Source organism: Hyphomonas chukchiensis (assembly GCF_000682695.1).
Classification (GTDB): Bacteria; Pseudomonadota; Alphaproteobacteria; order Caulobacterales; family Hyphomonadaceae; genus Hyphomonas; species Hyphomonas chukchiensis.
The window spans coordinates 247876-266180 of the sequence record NZ_AWFG01000019.1 but is presented as its reverse complement, the minus strand read 5'-3'; the positions used below and the strand labels follow the sequence as shown (position 1 = coordinate 266180).

General features: G+C 62.9%; 16 protein-coding genes. 6 read left to right on the top strand and 10 right to left on the bottom strand.

Going from position 1 to position 18305, the window contains the following annotated elements; translation table 11 throughout:
- Positions 1-5 precede the first annotated feature (5 nt).
- From glpK to HY30_RS08585, 6 genes are all read right to left on the bottom strand, one after another.
- Positions 6-1493 carry a glycerol kinase GlpK gene (gene glpK / locus HY30_RS08610; RefSeq protein WP_034739027.1) on the bottom strand — a complete coding sequence of 496 codons (1488 nt, stop codon included), beginning with the start codon at positions 1491-1493 and terminating at the stop codon, positions 6-8.
- A 61-nt stretch (positions 1494-1554) separates the two neighbouring features.
- Positions 1555-2919, bottom strand: a complete 1365-nt coding sequence (locus HY30_RS08605; RefSeq protein WP_034739025.1) for an amidase family protein — start codon at positions 2917-2919, stop codon at positions 1555-1557.
- Between the two features lie 54 nt (positions 2920-2973).
- Positions 2974-3441 carry a hypothetical protein gene (locus HY30_RS08600; RefSeq protein WP_034739023.1) on the bottom strand — a complete coding sequence of 156 codons (468 nt, stop codon included), beginning with the start codon at positions 3439-3441 and terminating at the stop codon, positions 2974-2976.
- A complete protein-coding gene (locus HY30_RS08595; protein WP_051615140.1) occupies positions 3429-3860 on the bottom strand; it encodes a D-Ala-D-Ala carboxypeptidase family metallohydrolase in 432 nt (143 codons plus the stop codon). Before HY30_RS08595 ends, HY30_RS08600 begins: the two co-directional genes overlap by 13 nt.
- Positions 3861-3950: 90 nt before the next feature.
- The gene (locus HY30_RS08590) at positions 3951-4949 is read right to left on the bottom strand and encodes an NAD(P)H-dependent flavin oxidoreductase (protein WP_034739021.1); all 999 of its coding nucleotides are present in this window, start codon (positions 4947-4949) and stop codon (positions 3951-3953) included.
- Positions 4950-5041: 92 nt separating this feature from the next.
- Positions 5042-5650 carry a TetR/AcrR family transcriptional regulator gene (locus HY30_RS08585; RefSeq protein ID WP_034739019.1) on the bottom strand — a complete coding sequence of 203 codons (609 nt, stop codon included), beginning with the start codon at positions 5648-5650 and terminating at the stop codon, positions 5042-5044.
- A gap of 50 nt (positions 5651-5700) precedes the next feature.
- Between HY30_RS08585 and HY30_RS08580 the strand changes: the two genes are divergently transcribed.
- Positions 5701-7143, top strand: coding sequence for an 8'-apo-carotenoid 13,14-cleaving dioxygenase (locus HY30_RS08580; RefSeq protein ID WP_034739017.1), 1443 nt, complete (start codon positions 5701-5703; stop codon positions 7141-7143).
- Here the strand turns inward: HY30_RS08580 and HY30_RS08575 are convergent.
- Positions 7140-8432, bottom strand: coding sequence for an APC family permease (locus tag HY30_RS08575; RefSeq protein WP_034739014.1), 1293 nt, complete (start codon positions 8430-8432; stop codon positions 7140-7142). The two genes, HY30_RS08580 and HY30_RS08575, sit on opposite strands and share 4 nt — an antisense overlap.
- Before the next feature lie 263 nt (positions 8433-8695).
- On the opposite strand from HY30_RS08575, the gene HY30_RS19220 reads away from it, so the two are divergent.
- Entirely contained in the window at positions 8696-9919 is a 1224-nt protein-coding gene (locus tag HY30_RS19220; RefSeq protein ID WP_081812132.1) for a GGDEF domain-containing protein, read from the top strand.
- Positions 9920-9945: 26 nt separating this feature from the next.
- Here the strand turns inward: HY30_RS19220 and HY30_RS08565 are convergent, their stop codons facing one another.
- From HY30_RS08565 to HY30_RS08555, 3 genes are all read right to left on the bottom strand, one after another.
- Complete coding sequence (locus tag HY30_RS08565; RefSeq protein WP_034739012.1) at positions 9946-10761, bottom strand: SDR family NAD(P)-dependent oxidoreductase; 816 nt, start codon at positions 10759-10761, stop codon at positions 9946-9948.
- Positions 10758-11321 carry a carboxymuconolactone decarboxylase family protein gene (locus tag HY30_RS08560; RefSeq protein WP_034739010.1) on the bottom strand — a complete coding sequence of 188 codons (564 nt, stop codon included), beginning with the start codon at positions 11319-11321 and terminating at the stop codon, positions 10758-10760. The genes HY30_RS08565 and HY30_RS08560 overlap by 4 nt, the downstream gene beginning before the upstream one ends.
- Positions 11322-11391: 70 nt before the next feature.
- Positions 11392-12585 carry a low temperature requirement protein A gene (locus HY30_RS08555; protein WP_034739008.1) on the bottom strand — a complete coding sequence of 398 codons (1194 nt, stop codon included), beginning with the start codon at positions 12583-12585 and terminating at the stop codon, positions 11392-11394.
- 193 nt (positions 12586-12778) lie between these two features.
- Here HY30_RS08555 and HY30_RS08550 point away from each other — a divergent pair, with 193 nt between their 5' ends.
- From HY30_RS08550 to HY30_RS08535, 4 genes are all read left to right on the top strand, one after another.
- Positions 12779-14650 (top strand): methylmalonyl-CoA mutase family protein, encoded by a 1872-nt coding sequence (locus HY30_RS08550; RefSeq protein ID WP_034739006.1) that lies wholly within the window; start codon positions 12779-12781, stop codon positions 14648-14650.
- Entirely contained in the window at positions 14647-16803 is a 2157-nt protein-coding gene (gene scpA, locus HY30_RS08545; protein WP_034739004.1) for a methylmalonyl-CoA mutase, read from the top strand. The genes HY30_RS08550 and scpA overlap by 4 nt, the downstream gene beginning before the upstream one ends.
- A gap of 5 nt (positions 16804-16808) precedes the next feature.
- Positions 16809-17129: a YbjQ family protein gene (locus tag HY30_RS08540; protein WP_034739002.1), complete on the top strand. Its 321-nt coding sequence runs from the start codon at positions 16809-16811 to the stop codon at positions 17127-17129.
- An 80-nt stretch (positions 17130-17209) separates the two neighbouring features.
- A complete protein-coding gene (locus tag HY30_RS08535; protein ID WP_051615135.1) occupies positions 17210-18256 on the top strand; it encodes a sensor histidine kinase in 1047 nt (348 codons plus the stop codon).
- Positions 18257-18305: the final 49 nt, after the last annotated feature.

Below are 18305 nucleotides of genomic sequence, written 5' to 3'. Positions count from 1 at the left end.
CGCTCTTAGGCCAGCGTTCTGCGCATGGCGTCGTTCCAGCCCTTGATCAGGCCCTTTCGCTCGGCGTCGGCCATTTTCGGTTCGAACCGGATGCCCTGCACGGGGCGATCCTGCCATTCCTTGGGTGCCAGCCAGCCGAGCTGCATGGCCGCGAGGGCCGCTGCGCCGAGCGCCGTCATCTCGCGATAGTCGGGGCGCAGCACGGGCCGGTTGCAGATATCGGCCAGGAACTGCATCAGCCAGTCATTCGCAACCATGCCCCCGTCGACACGCAACTCGCGAATGCCCGCACCATCGGCCTCGAACGCCTCCAGCAGGTCCAGTGTCTGGTAGGCAGCCGATTCCAGACCGGCGCGCACCAGGTGCGCCGCCGTGGTCGCCCGTGTCAGGCCGCTGATCGTGCCGCGTGCATCCGCGTTCCAGTGCGGCGCGCCAAGCCCGGTGAAGGCCGGCACGATGAACACGCCGCCATTGCCCTTGAGACCCGCCGCGACGCTTTCGGTCTCCTCCGCCGAGTCAATCAGGCCGAGGTCGTCGCGCAGCCATTTTACCACCGTTCCCGCATTGAAAATCGAGCCCTCCAGCGCCATCGCGCCGCCACCCGGCAGTTCATAGCCGACCGTACCAAGCAGGCGGTTCTGCGAATCCGGCCGCTCAGCCCCCGTGTTCGCAACGAGGAAAGCGCCGGTGCCATAGGTGATCTTGGCCATGCCCGGCGCGAGGCAACCCTGCCCCACCAAGGCTGACTGCTGGTCACCCGCCGCCGAGAGAATCGGCAGCGCCGCGCCAAACAGGCTTTCATCGCTCATTCCGAAATCGGCGGCATTGGGCTTCACCTCCGGCAGCATGCCCATCGGCACCTTGAACAGCGCCGCCATGGCCTCGCTCCAGCCGCCCTCCTCACCAAGCCCGAGCCTATACAGCAGCGTACGCGAGGCATTGGTCACGTCGCTCGCATGCACCTGCCCGCCCGTCAGCTTCCAGATCAGGAAGCTCTCCACAGTGCCAAAGGCCAGTTCCCCCGCCTCGGCCCGTGCCCGCGCGCCATCCACCGAATCCAGGATCCAGCCAATTTTTGTTGCCGAGAAATAGGGGTCCAGCAGCAGGCCGGTCTCGGCCTGCACGGCGGCCTCGTGGCCCTCCGCCTTCAACGCCTCGCACACGCGCGCCGTGCGGCGGTCCTGCCAGACGATGGCGGGCGCAATGGGCTTGCCCGTCGTCCGGTCCCACACCAGCGTCGTCTCGCGCTGATTGGTGATGCCGATGCCCGCGATCTGACTGACGCCGCCCGCCACCTCTATCGCCTCACGGCACACTGCCAGCGTGCGTTCCCAAATCTCCTCGCCATCCTGCTGCACCCAGCCATCTTCCGGATAGGCCAGCGTCAGGTCCTGCTGCGCGAGGGCAACCTGCGCAAAGCCGCGATCGAACACGATGGCCCGCGTAGAGGTCGTGCCCTCGTCGATAACGAGCAGCCTGTCCTGTGTCGCCATGTGTAAGATCTCCCGCCGTAATTACTGTGACGGCGATGAGGGCGCCGCGATTCCCAATGGATTACACGGTGAGCCCGGCTTCTTCCAGCAGACTTGCAAGACCGAGCGTCGTGCGGTGCTCATAAGGCCCCCCGATCAGCTGCAGTCCGATCGGCAGGCCTTCGCCCGATTTCGCCACAGGCACGGCCGTCGCCGGCAGCCCGGGGAAGGTCGCAAGGCCCGCCCAGGCGAGCTGCGCGCCATAGGGCTGCATCCTGCCATCCACCGAAAGCGTGCGATTTCCCCAATCGGGTTCTGTCTTGTAGGGGAAGGCTGGCGTGCTGAAGATCGGTGCGATCACTACATCATATGTCTCGAACAGCTCGCGCCAGGCGCGTGTCACGCGCATCTGCTCGTCCATCAGTTCCATCCATTCATGCGCATTGATCGGCCGGGCGCCCGGCGTACCCCGCGAAAGCGCCGTATTGAGCATCTTCACATAGGTCTGATGGATTGCCGTCACGTCGGGCAGCAGGCTGGTGTCGTCAGACACCGTGGCGCCCGCCTCCGCCAGCGTATCGGCCAGATTGGACACGGCCGTCCGCGTATCGCTGTCGGCGGGAACGTCGGGCAGACCATCCAGCACAAGCACGCGATACTTGGCCAAGGCCGCATGGCGTGCCGCCGGCAGGTCGAGCCGATAGGCTGCGCCTGCTTCCGGCCCCGTTATCACGTCCAGTGCGACACTCAGGTCCTCCGCATGGCGTGCCATCGGCCCAACCACACCGAGGGGAACATCCACACCATCCGTTCCCGGAAAACCATGCCCCTTCAGCGGAATGATGCCATAGGTCGGCTTATGCCCGAACACGCCGCACATGTGCGCTGGCACGCGGATTGATCCACCGATGTCGGAACCGACTTCCAATGGCACCATGCCGGTCGCCAGCGCCGCCGCTGCGCCGCCTGAGGACCCACCCGGCGAGCGCGTCTCGTCATATGGGTTCACGGTGCGCCCATAGACCGGGTTCTCGGTCTGCCAGTCGGCAAGGGCGACAGGCGCATTGGACTTGCCAAGGATCACCGCGCCCGCAGCCTTCAACCGCTTCACAAGAAGCGCGTCCTCGGTCACCGGCAGGTCCTTGAACACCTCCATGCCCCACGTCGTGGGCAGGCCGGCGATATCGATGGATTCCTTCACCGTCATCGCCACGCCCAGCAGCGGGCGCGCATCATTCGGCTGGCGCGTCTTGTCGATATGCTTCGCGGCGGCGCGGGCGCGATCAAAATCACGCACGACGACCGCATTGATTGACCCATCCGTGCGCTCTATGCGTGCGATGGCCGCCTCGCAGACTTCGAGCGCAGACACATCTCCACGCCGCACGGCCGCTGCCGTTTCGCAGGCGCTTGCCGATCCGAGGTCCAGCCTTTCCTTGGTGGCCATGACGCCGTCCTCCTTATGGTTATAAGGAAGAGGCTACCACGCCGCCGAAATCTATCAACGCGGATCGCTGCGTGGCCCCCGGTCACCGAACCACCAGAGTGTAGCTGCCGTGGCCGCAAACGTCGCTGTCTCGACAATCTCCCCACGTGCCGCCGCACCACTGCCGAAGAAAACCATGCCGATGATCAGCCACAGCAGCAGCGTCAGGAAAGGCCGCATCACCCCGCGCACGGCTTGAACCCATTTATAGCTCTCTCCAATCGCCGCCTCAGCCGCCAGCGACGCCTCCAGCCCGCGCCAGCCACCCGCCACATCCTCCAGTCGCAGGTCCGCCTCGCTCGCCTGCTGCTTCGCACGCATCTGCGCGTCCAGCATACGCGCCTCATGCTCCCATCGCGCCCGTTCCTGCGCCTGTTCCTGCCGCCGCTCAACAAGCCCCGCCGCGCGCCCGATGACGCTACCGATGAGACCGAAAATGCCGCCGCCCGCCGCGCTGGCGGCGAGGCCCGCTATATCTGCCATGACCGTGTACTCCCCTTGTAATACCAGCGTGCAGGCTTGGCCCGCCGGTCGAGATGGATGAAGGTTTTCGCAAGGCCGACACCGGTAAAGCCCAGCCGCTCTCCCGCATTCAGCAGGGCAAACCGGTCGTGGCCTGCCAGCGCCAGATCGACCGCAATCGTCAGGTGCATCGACTGCGCTGCGCCGCCCACCGCCGCATTCCAGCCCTCGCACCGATGCCCGGAATTGACCACGAGGGGCCGTCCCATCGCACTTCGCAGCGCTTCCAACACATCAAGGAAATCCGGGTCATGCCAATAGGCGCCTGCGCAAAACCGCCCGCCACACCGGCAGGCGAGCTCGCGTGGCGTAAAGTGCGGCCAGCGCCAGCTGGCCAAATCAAGATCGGGAAAATGGGCAATCAGCATGGACGCAATCATGCGCCTCACGCCATTGCCGTCGGAAAAGAAAAACCCGCCTGCCGGTATCAGCGGACAAGCGGGCCATTCATTTGAGGGAAACCGCGTCGCCTATTCAGCAGCGACCTTCGCCTTCGCCGTATAGGCCTGACGTTTCTGCAGCGCCGCGCGCGCGCCATCATACTCGCGCTCCAGCTGGTCGACATATTCAGCCGTCGACATCCGCGTCTTGATCGACCCGATGCCCTGGCCGCAACCCCAGATGTCTTTCCAGGCCTTGGCTTCCTGATTGCCACCGGAGCCGAAATTCATCGCCGACGGATCGGATTCCGGCAGGTCGTTCGGATCGAGGCCCGCCTTGGCAATCGATGGGGCAAGATAGTTGCCATGCACGCCGGTAAACAGGTTCGAATAGACAATGTCGCCCGCCTTGGAGTCGACGATCATATCCTTGTAGCCTTCCACCGCATTGGCCTCATGGCAGGCAATGAAGGCCGAACCGATATAACCGAAATCGGCGCCCATGGCCTGCGCCGCCGCAACGGCATTACCTGTCGCAATCGACCCGGAAAGCGCCAGTGGGCCGTCGAAGAACTCGCGGATTTCCTGGATCAGCGCAAAGGCCGACAGCGTGCCGGCATGGCCGCCTGCGCCGCTCGCCACGGCGATCAGGCCGTCAGCGCCCTTCTCCAGCGCCTTATGGGCGAACACGATATTGATGATGTCATGCAGCACGATGCCGCCATAGGAATGGATCGCGTCATTCACTTCCTGCCGCGCGCCCAGCGAGGTGATCACCACAGGCACTTTCCACTTCACACACATTTCCACGTCATGCTCGAGCCGGTTGTTCGTCTTGTGCACGATCTGGTTTACGGCATAGGGCGCAGATTTCCTGTCCGGGTTCTTTTCGTCCCATTCGGCCAGTTCCGTCGTGATCTTGTCGAGCCATTCATCCAGCACGGGGCCGGGGCGCGCATTGAGCGCCGGGAAGCTGCCAATCACGCCAGCCTTGCACTGGGCAATGACCAGATCAGGATTGGAGATGATGAACAGGGGCGAGCCAATCACGGGTACGCGCAGGTTTTGCAGAACAGGTGGCAGGGCCATGGATTTTCCTCACAGGGTAATAAGCTTTGGTCTTTAACTAGATGCCCCCCAACGGGCGGCAAGCGGTAACGTCGGGACAGGCAACCTGCCCCCTATCTCAGCTTGAGGCTGTCGACACTGACAACCTCGTCGATCAACTTGTCTGCGTCCGTTCCGGCGATCTGTCCGCTGAGGATCAGCATGGACAGGCCGTGCACCAGCGACCAGGCGCGCAACAGGGCGGCCCGCTTCTGCGCCGCAGTCGCCTTCTCTCCCGCCAGTCCCGCTATCGACTGCCGTAGCAACCAGCCGGGCGACTCTTCCTGGTTCACACAGTTGGGATCGGCCGCAGAAGGCAGCGATGTATAGATCAGGCGGAACAGCGCCGGGTTGCGCACGGCAAAACGGACATAGGCCCGCCCCATTTCGGCAAAGGCTTCCTTGCCGTCTTTCCCCTTCGCAGCCGCCTTCTGCTCACGTGCCAGCTTGGCCATGCCTTCCGCCGCCAACGCGGCAAGAAGCGCATCCTTGTCCGGGAAGTGACGATAGATCGACGTCGCACTGACACCAATCTCACGCGCGATCTCGCGCAGGCTCAGCGTTTCTGCGCTGCCCTGCTCCAGCAGTTTCAGACCCGTCTCGATCAGGGCCGACCGGAGGTCGCCATGATGATAGCCGCCTTTGTTCGAACGAATGTTGACAGTGTTATCATTTGCGCTCATGTTGTCGCTGTAAACATTATTTGCGTGTGTTTCAACCCCGGAGATTCCCCATGGCCAGTTCAGTCGAGACTATTATCCGCGATAACGTCACCAAAGGCATCATGAAGGTCGTGGCGTTCAATCGCACCCGGCCCCGTCTTGGGAACAAGGAGAATACATTCCTGACGGGCATCCATGAGCCCGTCGAAGCCGAGCTGACGCTGGAAGACCTGGAAGTCACGGGCGAAATCCCTCCCACGCTGGACGGCCGCTACCTCCGCATCGGCCCCAATCCCGTCACTCCGCAAAATCCTGCCACCTATCACTGGTTCTCCGGCGACGGCATGGTCCACGGCGTGCGCCTCAAGGATGGCAAGGCCCTCTGGTACCGCAACCGCTGGGTCCGCTCGAAAGCCGTCTCAGCCGCGCTGGGCGAGCAGGATGCTCCCGGCCCGCGTCACGGCACGCAGGACAATGCCAACACGAACGTCATCGGCCACAATGGCAACACATGGGCCCTGGTCGAGGCCGGCGCTTTCCCGGTGCGCCTCAATGACGAACTCGATACGCTCGCCCATGACCCGTTCGGCGGCACACTCAAGAACGCCTTCTCCGCCCATCCGCATCTCGACCCTGCGACGGGCGAAATGCATGCCATCACCTATTACGCGATGGACCCGACCACGATCCACCACACCGTCGTCGATGCCTCCGGCAAGGTCATCCGTGAGGAACCCATCGCGGTCGAACACGGCCCCTCCATCCACGACTGCGCCGTGACGAAGCAATACGTTGTCATCATGGACCTGCCTGTCACCTTCTCGATGAAAACGCTGCTCGACGGCCAGTCCTTCCCCTATCGCTGGAACCCGGCCCACAAGGCCCGCATCGGCCTCATGCCCCGCCAGGGCACGAATGACGACGTCATCTGGTGCGATATCGCGCCCTGCTACGTGTTCCATCCGTGCAATGCCTACGAGGCCGAAGACGGCGCGGTCATCATGGATGTCGCCGTCCACGACACGATGTTTGCCGATAGCAAGCAGGGCCCGGACTCCGAGAAAATCACATTCGAGCGCTGGATCATCGACCCGGCGGCGCACAAGGTCACCCGCACAGTGCTCGACGAATCCCCCCAGGAATTCCCGCGCCCCGACGAGCGCTATACCGGCCGGAAATATCGCTACGCCTACACCATGGCCCTGCCCGAGGATCGCGGCTTCGAAGCCTTTGACCAGACCAAACTCTTCAAGCACGACCTCGACGCCGGCACCCGCGAAATCCATGATTTCGGCCCCGGCCGCGTGCCCGGTGAATTCGTGTTCGTGCCCCGGTCAGACGACGCGCCCGAGGGTGACGGCTGGCTGATGGGCTATGTCATCGACACCAATACCGACACGACCGACCTTGCGATCCTCGACGCGACAAACTTCACCGCGCCCCCGGTCGCCCTTGTCCACGTGCCCCATCGCATCCCGCCGGGCTTCCACGGCAACTGGGCCCCGACGACCTAGCTGCCTGCGCCTGACTTGAAGCGCTTGTAGACATACTCGCAGGCGAAGCACGTCGCCACGGTAGCGGCTGCGATGATCAGGTTCAGCTTGCTCGTCTGGAAATTGTGGACGAGCAGGGCAGCGAGCGCAGCAAGGCACAGGAAAGCGCTCATCGCCGCGACAATCCGCGAGCATCCGATCTCCGCCGCCTTTCTGAAGCCCACCATGTTCACCGCCGCAAAGATAAGCAGGAAACCGATACTGCCCGTCGAGGAAATGCTTTCCAGTTCCAGCGTGTTGACCAGCAAAAGCGTCAGCGCCGCCGTCACCAGAAGGCCAATTGGCTGGTTCCAGAATTGCGATGTGAACTCGTGCGGCAGCTCGTCATCCTCGGCGATCTCATAGCTCACCCGGCTGCCGCCATAAAGCGAGGCATTGATCGCGGAGAAGGTCGAGATCAGCGCCGCGACGGTGATGATCGTGAAGCCGGCCTGGCCCAGCATCGGCTTCGCCGCCTCGGCCAGCACATAATCCTGCGCATCCGAAATCTGCTTGAACGGCAAAGAGCCAACCGTGATCACTGCAATCGCGAGATAGAGCGCAATCACGAAAATGACGGCGATATAATAGGCGCGCGGCACGTTCTTCTCCGGCGACTTGATGTCCGGCGCCGCATTGGCGATCAGCTCAAATCCCTCATAGGCGACGAAGATGATCATCCCCGCCGTCACCAGCGTCAGCGGCGAGGGCCAGTTGCCAAGGCTGAGCTGCGAAAGGCTGGGATTGCCCACCAGTCCCACCGCACCAATGCCGACAAAGCCGAGCAGGATCACCAGCTTGATGACGACCGCATAGGACTCGATCGCGCTCACCACCTTGATGCTGTAATAATTGATTCCGGTCGCCAGCAGGATGATCGCGCTGGCGAACAGGTGCTGGTCCAGCGCCTTGTCGCCCGTAATCGGGATCAGGTTGGGCGCATACGAGCCAAAGGCGGAGGCATAGAGCGACAGCATGATCACATAGCTGACCCATAAGAGGTTGTTCACGCCGCCGCTGAACACGCCGCGCCCGAACCCCTCATTGATGAAACGCACCGTCCCGCCCCGGTCCGGATAGGCCTTGGAGAGATGGGCATAGCTATAGGAAGTCATCAGCGCGATCAGACCGGCGAACAGGAAGGCCACCGGCGTGCCGCCCTGCGCCAGGTCCGCCGCCAGACCGAGTACGGCAAAGATGCCGCCCCCCACCATGCCGCCAACGCCAATCGACACGGCCTCACGCAGTCCGACTGTCTTCTTGTCAGCCATCGCTCGCTCCCTTGATCCCCAAAAATGCGCAAGCGCGCCAAGCCGAGTATGAAACGCGCCAACCCATGCGCCAAGCCCAAGGGCACACGCCCTATCCTATCCTCCGCGCCAGACAGAATTCCGCGCAATCTGTTGTGAATACAATGAAAAGAAGCCCCCGAATTGATCGTTTCGAAACCTTCAGGCTTTAGGGCGACGTGTATGTGTGCGTCGTGGGAGCGGTTTGCACTGGCAATTAAGGCTGCGTTGGGGGGAGACGACTAATGTCTACCGGAGTGTATTTTCAGCTCATGAATCCGCTCGTTTTCGGGCTGTTCTCCGTCGGCTTTCTCTGCATCTACAACATGCGCCCGACGCGAAGTGCGCTTGCCATCTCGCTTTCCTATGCTGTTGGCGCGCTCTCATTCATTGCAGACCTCATCTTTCAGGACAGCACACTTCTGATAACGCGGGTCCCCATTGCGGGCCTCTATGCCATCACGATTGTATTTCTCGTCGGCGGCCTGTTCCTTCACTACAAGAAGGCGGCGCCGTGGAAGCTTCTTGTTGGCCTCACGGTCGTTCATCTTTGCGTCTACGGCTACCTGATGGCGATAGAGGCTGACTGGATCCGGTCCTTCAGCGCCAATGTGGGCTGCGGCATCCTCTCCGCGATAGGCTTGCTGGCGTTTCGGGGAAACCTTGACCGGACGCTTGATCGCGTCATGGCCGCGATTTTCGCTATCACCAGCCTGCAATGCTTCATCCGCCCTGTGGCCATCGCGTTATGGGTTGATGGGCCCCTCACCCAGGCCAATCATAGCGAGACGACCTTTATCTTCACGATGCATTTTGTTGTCGGCGCCTGCGCCGTTACGACCGGCATGTGCCTCCTCGTCGTTTTCAGCCGGGCCATCTTCAACGATCTGCGCGACAGCTCGGTGACGGATGTCCTGACGGGCATCAACAATCGCCGCGGGTTTGATGAAGCAGGCAGTCTCGTCCTGCAAAACGGTGCCGCCCAGCCCGTCAGCCTCATCCTGGCCGATCTCGATCACTTCAAATCCGTCAACGACAATTACGGCCATGCTTTCGGCGATGGTGTGATCGCATCCTTCGGCGCACTGATGGGCGACTATGCCCGCTTCGGCCGCGTGGCCGGGCGCTTGGGCGGCGAGGAATTCGGGCTTCTGCTGCCCGGTGTCCCCCTCTCCATGGCTGCAGAACTGGCCGAGTCGATACGTCGTCGCTTTGCGGCTGCTAACATACAACCGGGCGAGCCCCGCGACGGCTTCACCGCCAGCTTCGGTGTCGCACAGTATAAGAAGGGGGAATCGCTCTCCCAATTGATGACCCGCGCTGACCAGGCGCTTTACCGGTCAAAAGACTGCGGTCGCGACCGTGTGACTTGCGATACCGAGATCCCTGAGACGGCCGCTGAGCCCGCCCGGAACCCGCGCCCGGTCACCAGCGCGACTGTGCGGAAACTCCCGGTCAAATACGGCTGAGAGAGCCGCCACGCATCCGGCTCCGCTCAACCCACCCGCACGCTGCCGCCGCCGTCCACTGGCAATATGGCGCCCGTGATAAACCGCGCCTCGTCACTCGCCAGGAACAGCGCGGCGTGCGCAGTGTCCCAGCCCGTCCCCATGAACTTCATCGGCACACTCTTTGACCGTTCTTCGCGCAGCGCCTGTTCGGAAATGCCTCGCGCGGCCGCAATGCCCCCAACCGCCATGGGCGTATCCATCAGGCCGGGCGTGATCGCATTGCAGCGAACGCCCCGCGATGCGCCGCTCATCGCCACACTCTGGGTCATCCGGTTCATCGCAGCCTTCGAGACTTCATAAGCCATCTGGAAACCGCCCCCGACCGAGGCCAGCGAAGAGATGTTCACGATGGCGCCGCCCTGCTGCTCACGCAGGCTCGGCAGCACGGCCTTGGTCACCAGCCACGCGCCCTTCAGGTTCACGCGCATGATCCGGTCAAACGCGTCTTCGGTCAGCTTGTGCGCTGGCCCGTCGCCATTGCCGCCAATCCCCACATTGTTGACCAGGATGTCCACGCGTCCGAACGCGTCGAGACACTCCTGAACAATGCGGCTGGCATCGCCCATCTTGGTGATGTCTGCATGACAGCTCGTCGCCACCCCGCCTTCACCTTCAATCTCCGCAACAGTCTCGCTGGCCCGCGCTTCCTCCCTGTCCACACACAACACACTCGCACCGGCACGGGCAAAGAGCAGCGCAATGGCCCGGCCATTGCCGATATTCTCACCCGGCGTCTGGCCTGCACCTGAGACAATCGCGACCTTGCCGGCCAGCCGGCCCGAGACGTCACCCAGGCTCATTTGGCAAGGTCCGTGTCCAGCTCCAGGTCATCGTCCAGCTGCACGCCGAAGGAATTCAGCATCATCGATACCTGCGTGTACTGGCCGACGGTCATTACCAGGTCCATGCGCTGCTTCTCGCTCAGCTCGGACAGCTCGCCCCATGTCTGCTCGGAAATGAACGCATCGGTCGTCAGCTCGTCCACCGCACGGATCATGGCACTTTCCAGTGGCGTCCAGCTCGGCGCCAGCGGGCCGTCCTTGATGTGCTGGATTTCCAGATCAGTCAGGCCGCATTCCTTGCCGATACGCACATGCTGGGCCCACTCATAGCCGGACTTCCAGTTATACCCCGTTCGCAGGATGATGATCTCGCGCTCACGAGGGGCGATGCTGTTATGGTCCGACAGGATATAGCCGCCCCAGCGCATGAATGACTTGTAGGCCTTCGGCGCCCGCGCCAGCGTCCGGAAGATATTATAGACAGGCCTGCCGTTGAAATTCTTGGCCAGTGTTTCCTTCATGTCCGGGTCGAGTTCGGAATCCGCCAGCGGTGCGATCCGCGATTTGTTCAGTCTCATGCGCTCTGTCTTTCCTCATTAGGCCTGTTTTTTGAGGCACTAGAGACCAGCCAGTCGCACGCGGCAAGGGCTACCCGGCGACAGACTTGCGCCGGTTGACGGCCGTATGCTCCCACGCCCCGACGATAACCACCGCCACCGTTGCCACCACGCCCAGCGCAAGCGGACCGGCCATCGGCATGGCAAACGCCGCGGCCCCCAGCATCGCGATGCCAACAATATGAGAACGCGCAAACTTGCCGAACACCGCCTTCTTGAAAAACAGGTTGCCTGCCAGGAACAGCGCCGGCCCGCCCAGCAAGGCCAGCCCCTCCAGCGGCGCCGTGGCACCGTGATGTCCCATGGGATGCAGCAGAACGATCTCGTCTGATACCGCCGTCAGCAGGATGCCCGCAATGATCGGTATGTGCAGGTATGTATAGGCGAGCCTTCCCAGCTGGCCGGGGTCTTCCGCTTGCGCGATGCGATGCGCGGCCCGCTCTGCGCCAATATTGAAATAGACCCACCACATGGCCACCGTGCCCACAAAGGCCGTCACCAGCCCCGCAATCGGGATCAAGGTTAGTGCCTGCTCGGCAAAGGTCGCCCCGGTCACGAGCAGAGACTCGCCTAGTGCAATGATCATCAACAGGCCGCAACGCTCGGCCATATGCTCGCCGCGAATATCCCAGTCCCGTATGGTCGATGCGCCAAGGCCGGGCGTCCAGTAAAGGGCGTAAGGCCCGGCAATTTCAATTGCCATTGCAATGCCCCACACAATCCAGCGCGCTTCATGCTCAAGGAAGGCGCCTGCGATCCAGAAGACCCCCGAAAACATCAGCCAGATCGAAATACGCAGGAAGCTCCGGAAGTGCCCCGCATGTGCCCGCAGGGCCCAGGCCGTGAACAGTGATCGGCTGACCTGCATGAACACATAGGCCCCGGCAAAGGCGAGCCCGCCCGCACCGAAAGCATGCGGAATGGCCAGCGCCAGAACCAGCCCGCCAAACATCTGGAAGAACAGCATCAGGCGCACGGAGGTCGCCGCCGGATTCAGCCAGTTCATCGCCCAGGTCGTATAGACCCAGACCCACCAGACGGCGACCAGAAGGAAGGCCGTTTCGGCGAGCCCGATTCCGGTAAAATGGTGAAGCAATGAATGCGACAGCTGAGTGATAGCGAAAACATAAACGAGGTCGAAAAAAAGCTCGACGAAACCGACCTTGCCGCTCTCATGCCCCTGGCCCGTCCGCAATGTGGACGGCCTCTCATGTGTCGTACTCATGCAAATCCCCCGTTGGCCCGTCTCACCTGACTATCCTGACCGGAACAGACAGCACTTGGCAATAAGCGACGGGCCGTCCCATGCCCCGACGGCAGCACCCGTTTCAATTTCGCATATCCTATCCGGGGCCTTGCCTTACGCCCGCGTCAACTCCATTACCTAGCCAGACACAGGAATACAGGCACCTTACCACATGGCAGATGACATCCTCCCCCTCAGCAGCGCGTTCGCGGACGCAACCGAAGCCGAATGGCTGGCCGCCGTCGACAAGGCGCTCAAGGGCAAGGGTATCGACACGATCACCCGCACGACGGCAGACGGACTGAAGGTTCATCCCCTCTATCGCGAGAGCGATTTCCCCTCCTCGACCGACCCGCTCGGCGTGCCCGGCGCAGCGCCTTACCTGCGTGGCCCCACAGCGGCGCCTGATGCATGGCTGCCCTGGGACATACGCCAGGCCTTCACCCACCCGGATCCCGCCACCACGAACGCCGAAATCCTGCGCGACCTTGAGCGCGGCGTCTCCTCCGTGGAACTGACGCTTGATCCAGCAGGCGAGACCGGTGTCCAGGTGCTCGGCCTTGCCGACCTCCAGACCGTCCTCGACGGCGTCGATGCCACGATTGCGACGATCGCACTGGATCCAGTCGACGAACCCGGCTTCATCGCCGCCGGCCTGCTCTCCACATGGGCCGAAGGCGCTGCCGATCTTGGCGCCCTGAAATTCGCCTTCAACCTCGACCCCCTCGGCGCCCTCGCCCGCACCGGCACGCTGGCCGCCTCGCTGGATGATACTTTCGTCAGCCTTGCCGACACGCTTTCCCACCTCAGCCCGTTCACCAATGCCAGCCTGATCCGCATTGATGCTCGCATGGTGCACGAAGCCGGCGGCTCAGATGCGCAGGAACTCGGCGCCCTGATCGCCAGCGCTGTCGACACACTGCGTCGCCTGCCCGAGGCTGACCTCGCCGCCCTCGCGCCGCGCATCACCTTCTCGCTGGCCCTTGATGCCAATTACGGCCTCGGCGTCGCCAAGCTTCGCGCCGCCCGCCGCCTCTGGGCGCGCTGCCTCGAATTGCTGGAAGTCTCGCCCGTGCCAATGCGCATCCAAGCCACGACATCGGCCCGCATGCTCGCGCGCTACGATGCCTGGACCAACATGCTCCGCTGCACTACGGCCGCCTTCGCGGGCGCTGTCGGCGGCGCAGACGTGGTCACCGTCCGGCCGTTCAACTCCTCGCTCGGCACGCCGGAAGAACTCGGCCGACGCATCGCCCGCAACACGCAGATCATCGCCATGGAAGAAAGCCAGCTCGGCCGCGTGGCTGATCCGACCGGGGGCGCATGGTTCACCGAAACCTTCGCCGACGATCTCGCCAAGGCCGCGTGGGAAGAATTCCAGAATATCGAACGCGAAGGCGGCTATGCTGAAAGCCTTCTCTCCGGCGCCTTCCAGTCCCGCGTCGCCGCCACACGGGACGCCCGCGCCAAGGACATCGCCAAGCGCAAGGTGCCGATCACCGGGGTCACAGAATTCCCGACACTGGACGCCATCGACGCCCCCGTGGCCGATGCCGTGACACCAAAGCCCGCGCCCAAGGCACCCGCCGCCGTGCTCACTTGCACGCCGCTCGCGCCCATCCAGCTCGCCGCGCCGTTCGAAGCCCTGCGCGACGCTGCAGCCGCCGCGAAGAAGGCGCCCGCCATCTTCCTCGCCACGCTCGGCCCCGTCGCTGAACATTCCGGCCGGGCAGACTTCGCCCGCAACCTCTTCGCCGCTGGCGGCCTCGAATCCAAAGAGCCGCCCGTCGTGCCGAAATCCGTTCCCGAACTCGCCGCCGCCTTCAAGGCCTCCGGTTGCCAGATCGCCGTCCTCTGCGGCAGCGACACGCGCTACCCTGACGAGGCCGAAGCCGCCGCTGCCGCCCTCAAGGCCGCCGGCGTCCGCCACCTCTGGCTCGCCGGCAAGTTCGAAGCGCCCGGCATCGACTCCAACATCTTCATGGGCTGCGATGTGCTCCACACATTAAAGCTCGCACACGCAGAACTGGGGCTTTCCCAATGACCAAATTCCCTGATTTCACCAAAGCCGAACTCGGCGATCCACACGCCAAGACCGCCGCGCCATCCCTCGGCGAGCCATGGCACACGCCTGAAGGCATCGACGTGAAAACGGCCTTCACCGCCGAAGACACGAAGGGCCTCGACTTCCTCGACGATTATCCCGGCCTCGCCCCGTTCGGCCGTGGCCCCTACCCGACCATGTACACGAACCAGCCCTGGACCGTGCGCCAGTATGCCGGCTTCTCCACTGCCGAAGACTCCAACGCCTTCTACCGCCGCAACCTCGCAGCGGGCCAGAAAGGCCTCTCGGTCGCCTTCGACCTTGCCACCCACCGCGGCTATGATTCCGATCACGTCCGCGTCTCCGGCGATGTCGGCATGGCGGGCGTCGCCATCGACTCCATCTACGACATGCGCACGCTCTTCTCAGGCATCCCGCTCGACAAGATGTCCGTCTCCATGACCATGAACGGCGCCGTGCTGCCGATCCTCGCGCTCTACATCGCGGCGGCTGAGGAACAGGGCGTCACGCCCGACAAGCTGGCCGGCACGATCCAGAACGACATCCTCAAGGAGTTCATGGTCCGCAACACCTATATCTATCCGCCCAAGCCCAGCATGCGGATTATTTCGGACATTTTCGCCTACACGTCGCAGAACATGCCGAAATACAACTCCATCTCCATCTCCGGCTACCACATGCAGGAAGCCGGCGCGACGGCCGACCTCGAACTGGCCTACACGCTGGCCGACGGTATCGAATATATCCGTGCTGGCGTCGCCGCCGGTCTCGATGTCGACAAGTTTGCCCCGCGCCTCTCCTTCTTCTGGGCCATCGGCATGAACACGTTCATGGAAGTCGCCAAGATGCGCGCCGCACGGCTCATCTGGGCGAAGCTCGTCGAGAAAGAGTTCAAGCCGAAGAACGTCAAATCCCTCAGCCTGCGGACGCACTCGCAAACCTCCGGCTGGTCGCTCACCGCGCAGGACGTCTACAACAACGTCATCCGCACCTGCCTCGAAGCCATAGCCGCCACGGGCGGCCAGACACAGTCGCTGCACACGAACAGCTTCGACGAAGCCCTCGCCCTGCCGACGGACTTCTCCGCCCGTATCAGCCGCAACACGCAGCTTTTCCTGCAACAGGAAGCCGGCGCCTGCCAGACGATCGACATGTGGGGCGGCTCCTACTATGTCGAGCGCCTGACGCACGATCTCGCCGCCAAGGCCCTCGCCCATATCGAGGAAGTCGAAGCCATGGGCGGCATGCGCAAGGCCATCGAAGAAGGCCTGCCGAAGCTGCGCATAGAGGAAGCCGCCGCCAATACGCAGGCCCGCATCGACAGCGGCACGCAAACCGTTGTCGGCGTCAACAAGTTCCACCTCGATGAAGACGAAGACGTGCCCGTGCTGAAGGTCGACAATGCCGCCGTGCGCCGCATGCAGCTCGACAAACTTGCCCGTCTGAAGGCAGACCGCAACCAAGCTGAAGTTGACGCAAAGCTGGACGCCATCGCCAAGGCCGCTGCAGGCACAGAGGGCAACCTGCTCGCCCTTGCCGTCGACGCTGCCCGCGCCAAGGCCACTGTCGGCGAAATCTCCGAAGCCGTCGAACGCAGCCAGGGCCGCCACAGCGCCGTCATCCGCTCGATCAAGGGTGTCTATGGCGGCGGCGTCAAAGGCAACCCGCGCGCAGAGGACGCCAAGTCCCTCGCCGCTGTCTTCGAAAAGAAACACGGCCGCCGCCCGAAAATCTACATCGCCAAGATGGGTCAGGACGGTCACGACCGGGGCCAGAAGGTCGTCGCCTCGGCCCTGATGGACCTTGGCTGGGATGTCGAGATCGGCCCGCTCTTCCAGACGCCGGAAGAAGCCGCCGCCGACGCCCGCAAGGCCGGTGTAGACATCGTTGCCGCGTCCTCGCTCGCCGCTGGCCACCTCTCGCTGGTGCCGGAACTGAAGCGCGCGCTCGGCAATGAAGGCGCGGCCAACGCCCGCATCATCGTCGGCGGCGTCATCCCGCCACAGGATTTCGATGCCCTCTACGCCGCTGGCGCCACCGCCATCTTCCCCCCCGGCTCCGTCATCGCCGACAGCGCCATCAAGATGCTGGAAGTTCTGGAAGGTGATGGTGCAGACGTGGCAGCGGAGTAGCGGCCATGATCGTCTCCACCACACCCACTATCCAGAACCGCACCATCAGCGCCTATAAGGGCATCGTCTGCGGCGAAGTGATTATTGGCGCGCATATCGGAAAGGATATCCTCGCCAGCTTCACCAACATTGTTGGCGGCCGGTCGGATGCCTACGAGAAGACCATCCGCGAGACGCGTGATGGCGCCTTGGATGAAATGATGCGCGATGCCGAGCGTCTCGGCGCCAACGCCATTGTCGGCGTCAAGTTCGACTACCAGGTCATCGGCCAGTCAGGCTCCATGATGATGGTCGCCGTGTCCGGCACGGCGGTCATTCTGGATTAAGCACCCGTCATAACAAATGTTATGTACAGCCCGCGCGCGCCTCGCATAGAATATATGTGACGGGTGAGGAGCAAGTGTCCATGACGACACGCAGATCGAGACTGGGTGAACTCGATCTGGTCGATCGTCTGCCCCGCTTCATACCCCCCATCATCATCCAGATCGGTTTTGGATTTATCTGCGTGCTCGCGGCTGTCGGCGCCCGCATGTTCGTCAACCTGTTTGCCGCGTCGGCCGGCCCCTATTCCCTTATTTATCCGGCCATCCTGATCTCCACGCTCTTTGGCCGTTGGCAATCCGGGCTCGTCACGTTTGTTGGCGCCTTTGCCTATGCCTGGTATGCCGTGCTGCCATATCACTATTCATTCGAATTCGCTGATCCTGCCGACGGCGCCCGGACAATCGTGAATGGCGCGGCCGCGCTGGTCATCGTCGTCTTTGCCGAACTCTTTCGCGCAGCAGTCCGGCGCGCCGTGCTCGAGCGCAATGCACAGATCCGGACGCATGAATTGCTCCTGCGCGAGCTGGACCACCGTACCAAGAACAATTTCTCCATGGTCGCCAGCCTGCTGGAAATGCAGCGCCGCCATCATCCCTCCGAGGACGTCCAGGAAGCATTGGCGGTGGCCGGTTCGCGGGTCCACAGCTTCGCCGCGATTCACAATGCCATTTACAGCGGCGGTGACTATGTCGAGGAAATCAACATGCGCGACTATCTGTCGGCATTGATCCGCCAGCTGTCAGGCGCCCTCTTCCTTAGCGATACGGTCTCCATCACCCTTGACTGCGATCCGGCAGACCTTCCGCGAGATACAGCCGTTGCCATCGGTCTCGTCACCAATGAAGTCGTCACCAACGCCGCCAAGCATGCCTTTGCTGAAGGTGATACGGGAACCATCCACGTCACCTTCCGGTCCGGCGAGCACCAGCCATGGTGCCTCACCATCACGGATGACGGACGCGGTACGCCCGGGAATGCCAAGCCCGCCAGCCGCAGCAGCGGGCTCGGCGCGCGTCTCATCGATGCCTTTGCCCGCAAGGCTGGCGGCGAGCTGCGCACCGAGTGGCCCGGCAAGGGTACCCGCGTCAGCCTCACGCAGTCTGCCGAAGCCTTCGACGACACCTAGTCTCTTCCCTTTCGCGGCCTGACGTCCCAGACTGGCAAAAAACCGGAGG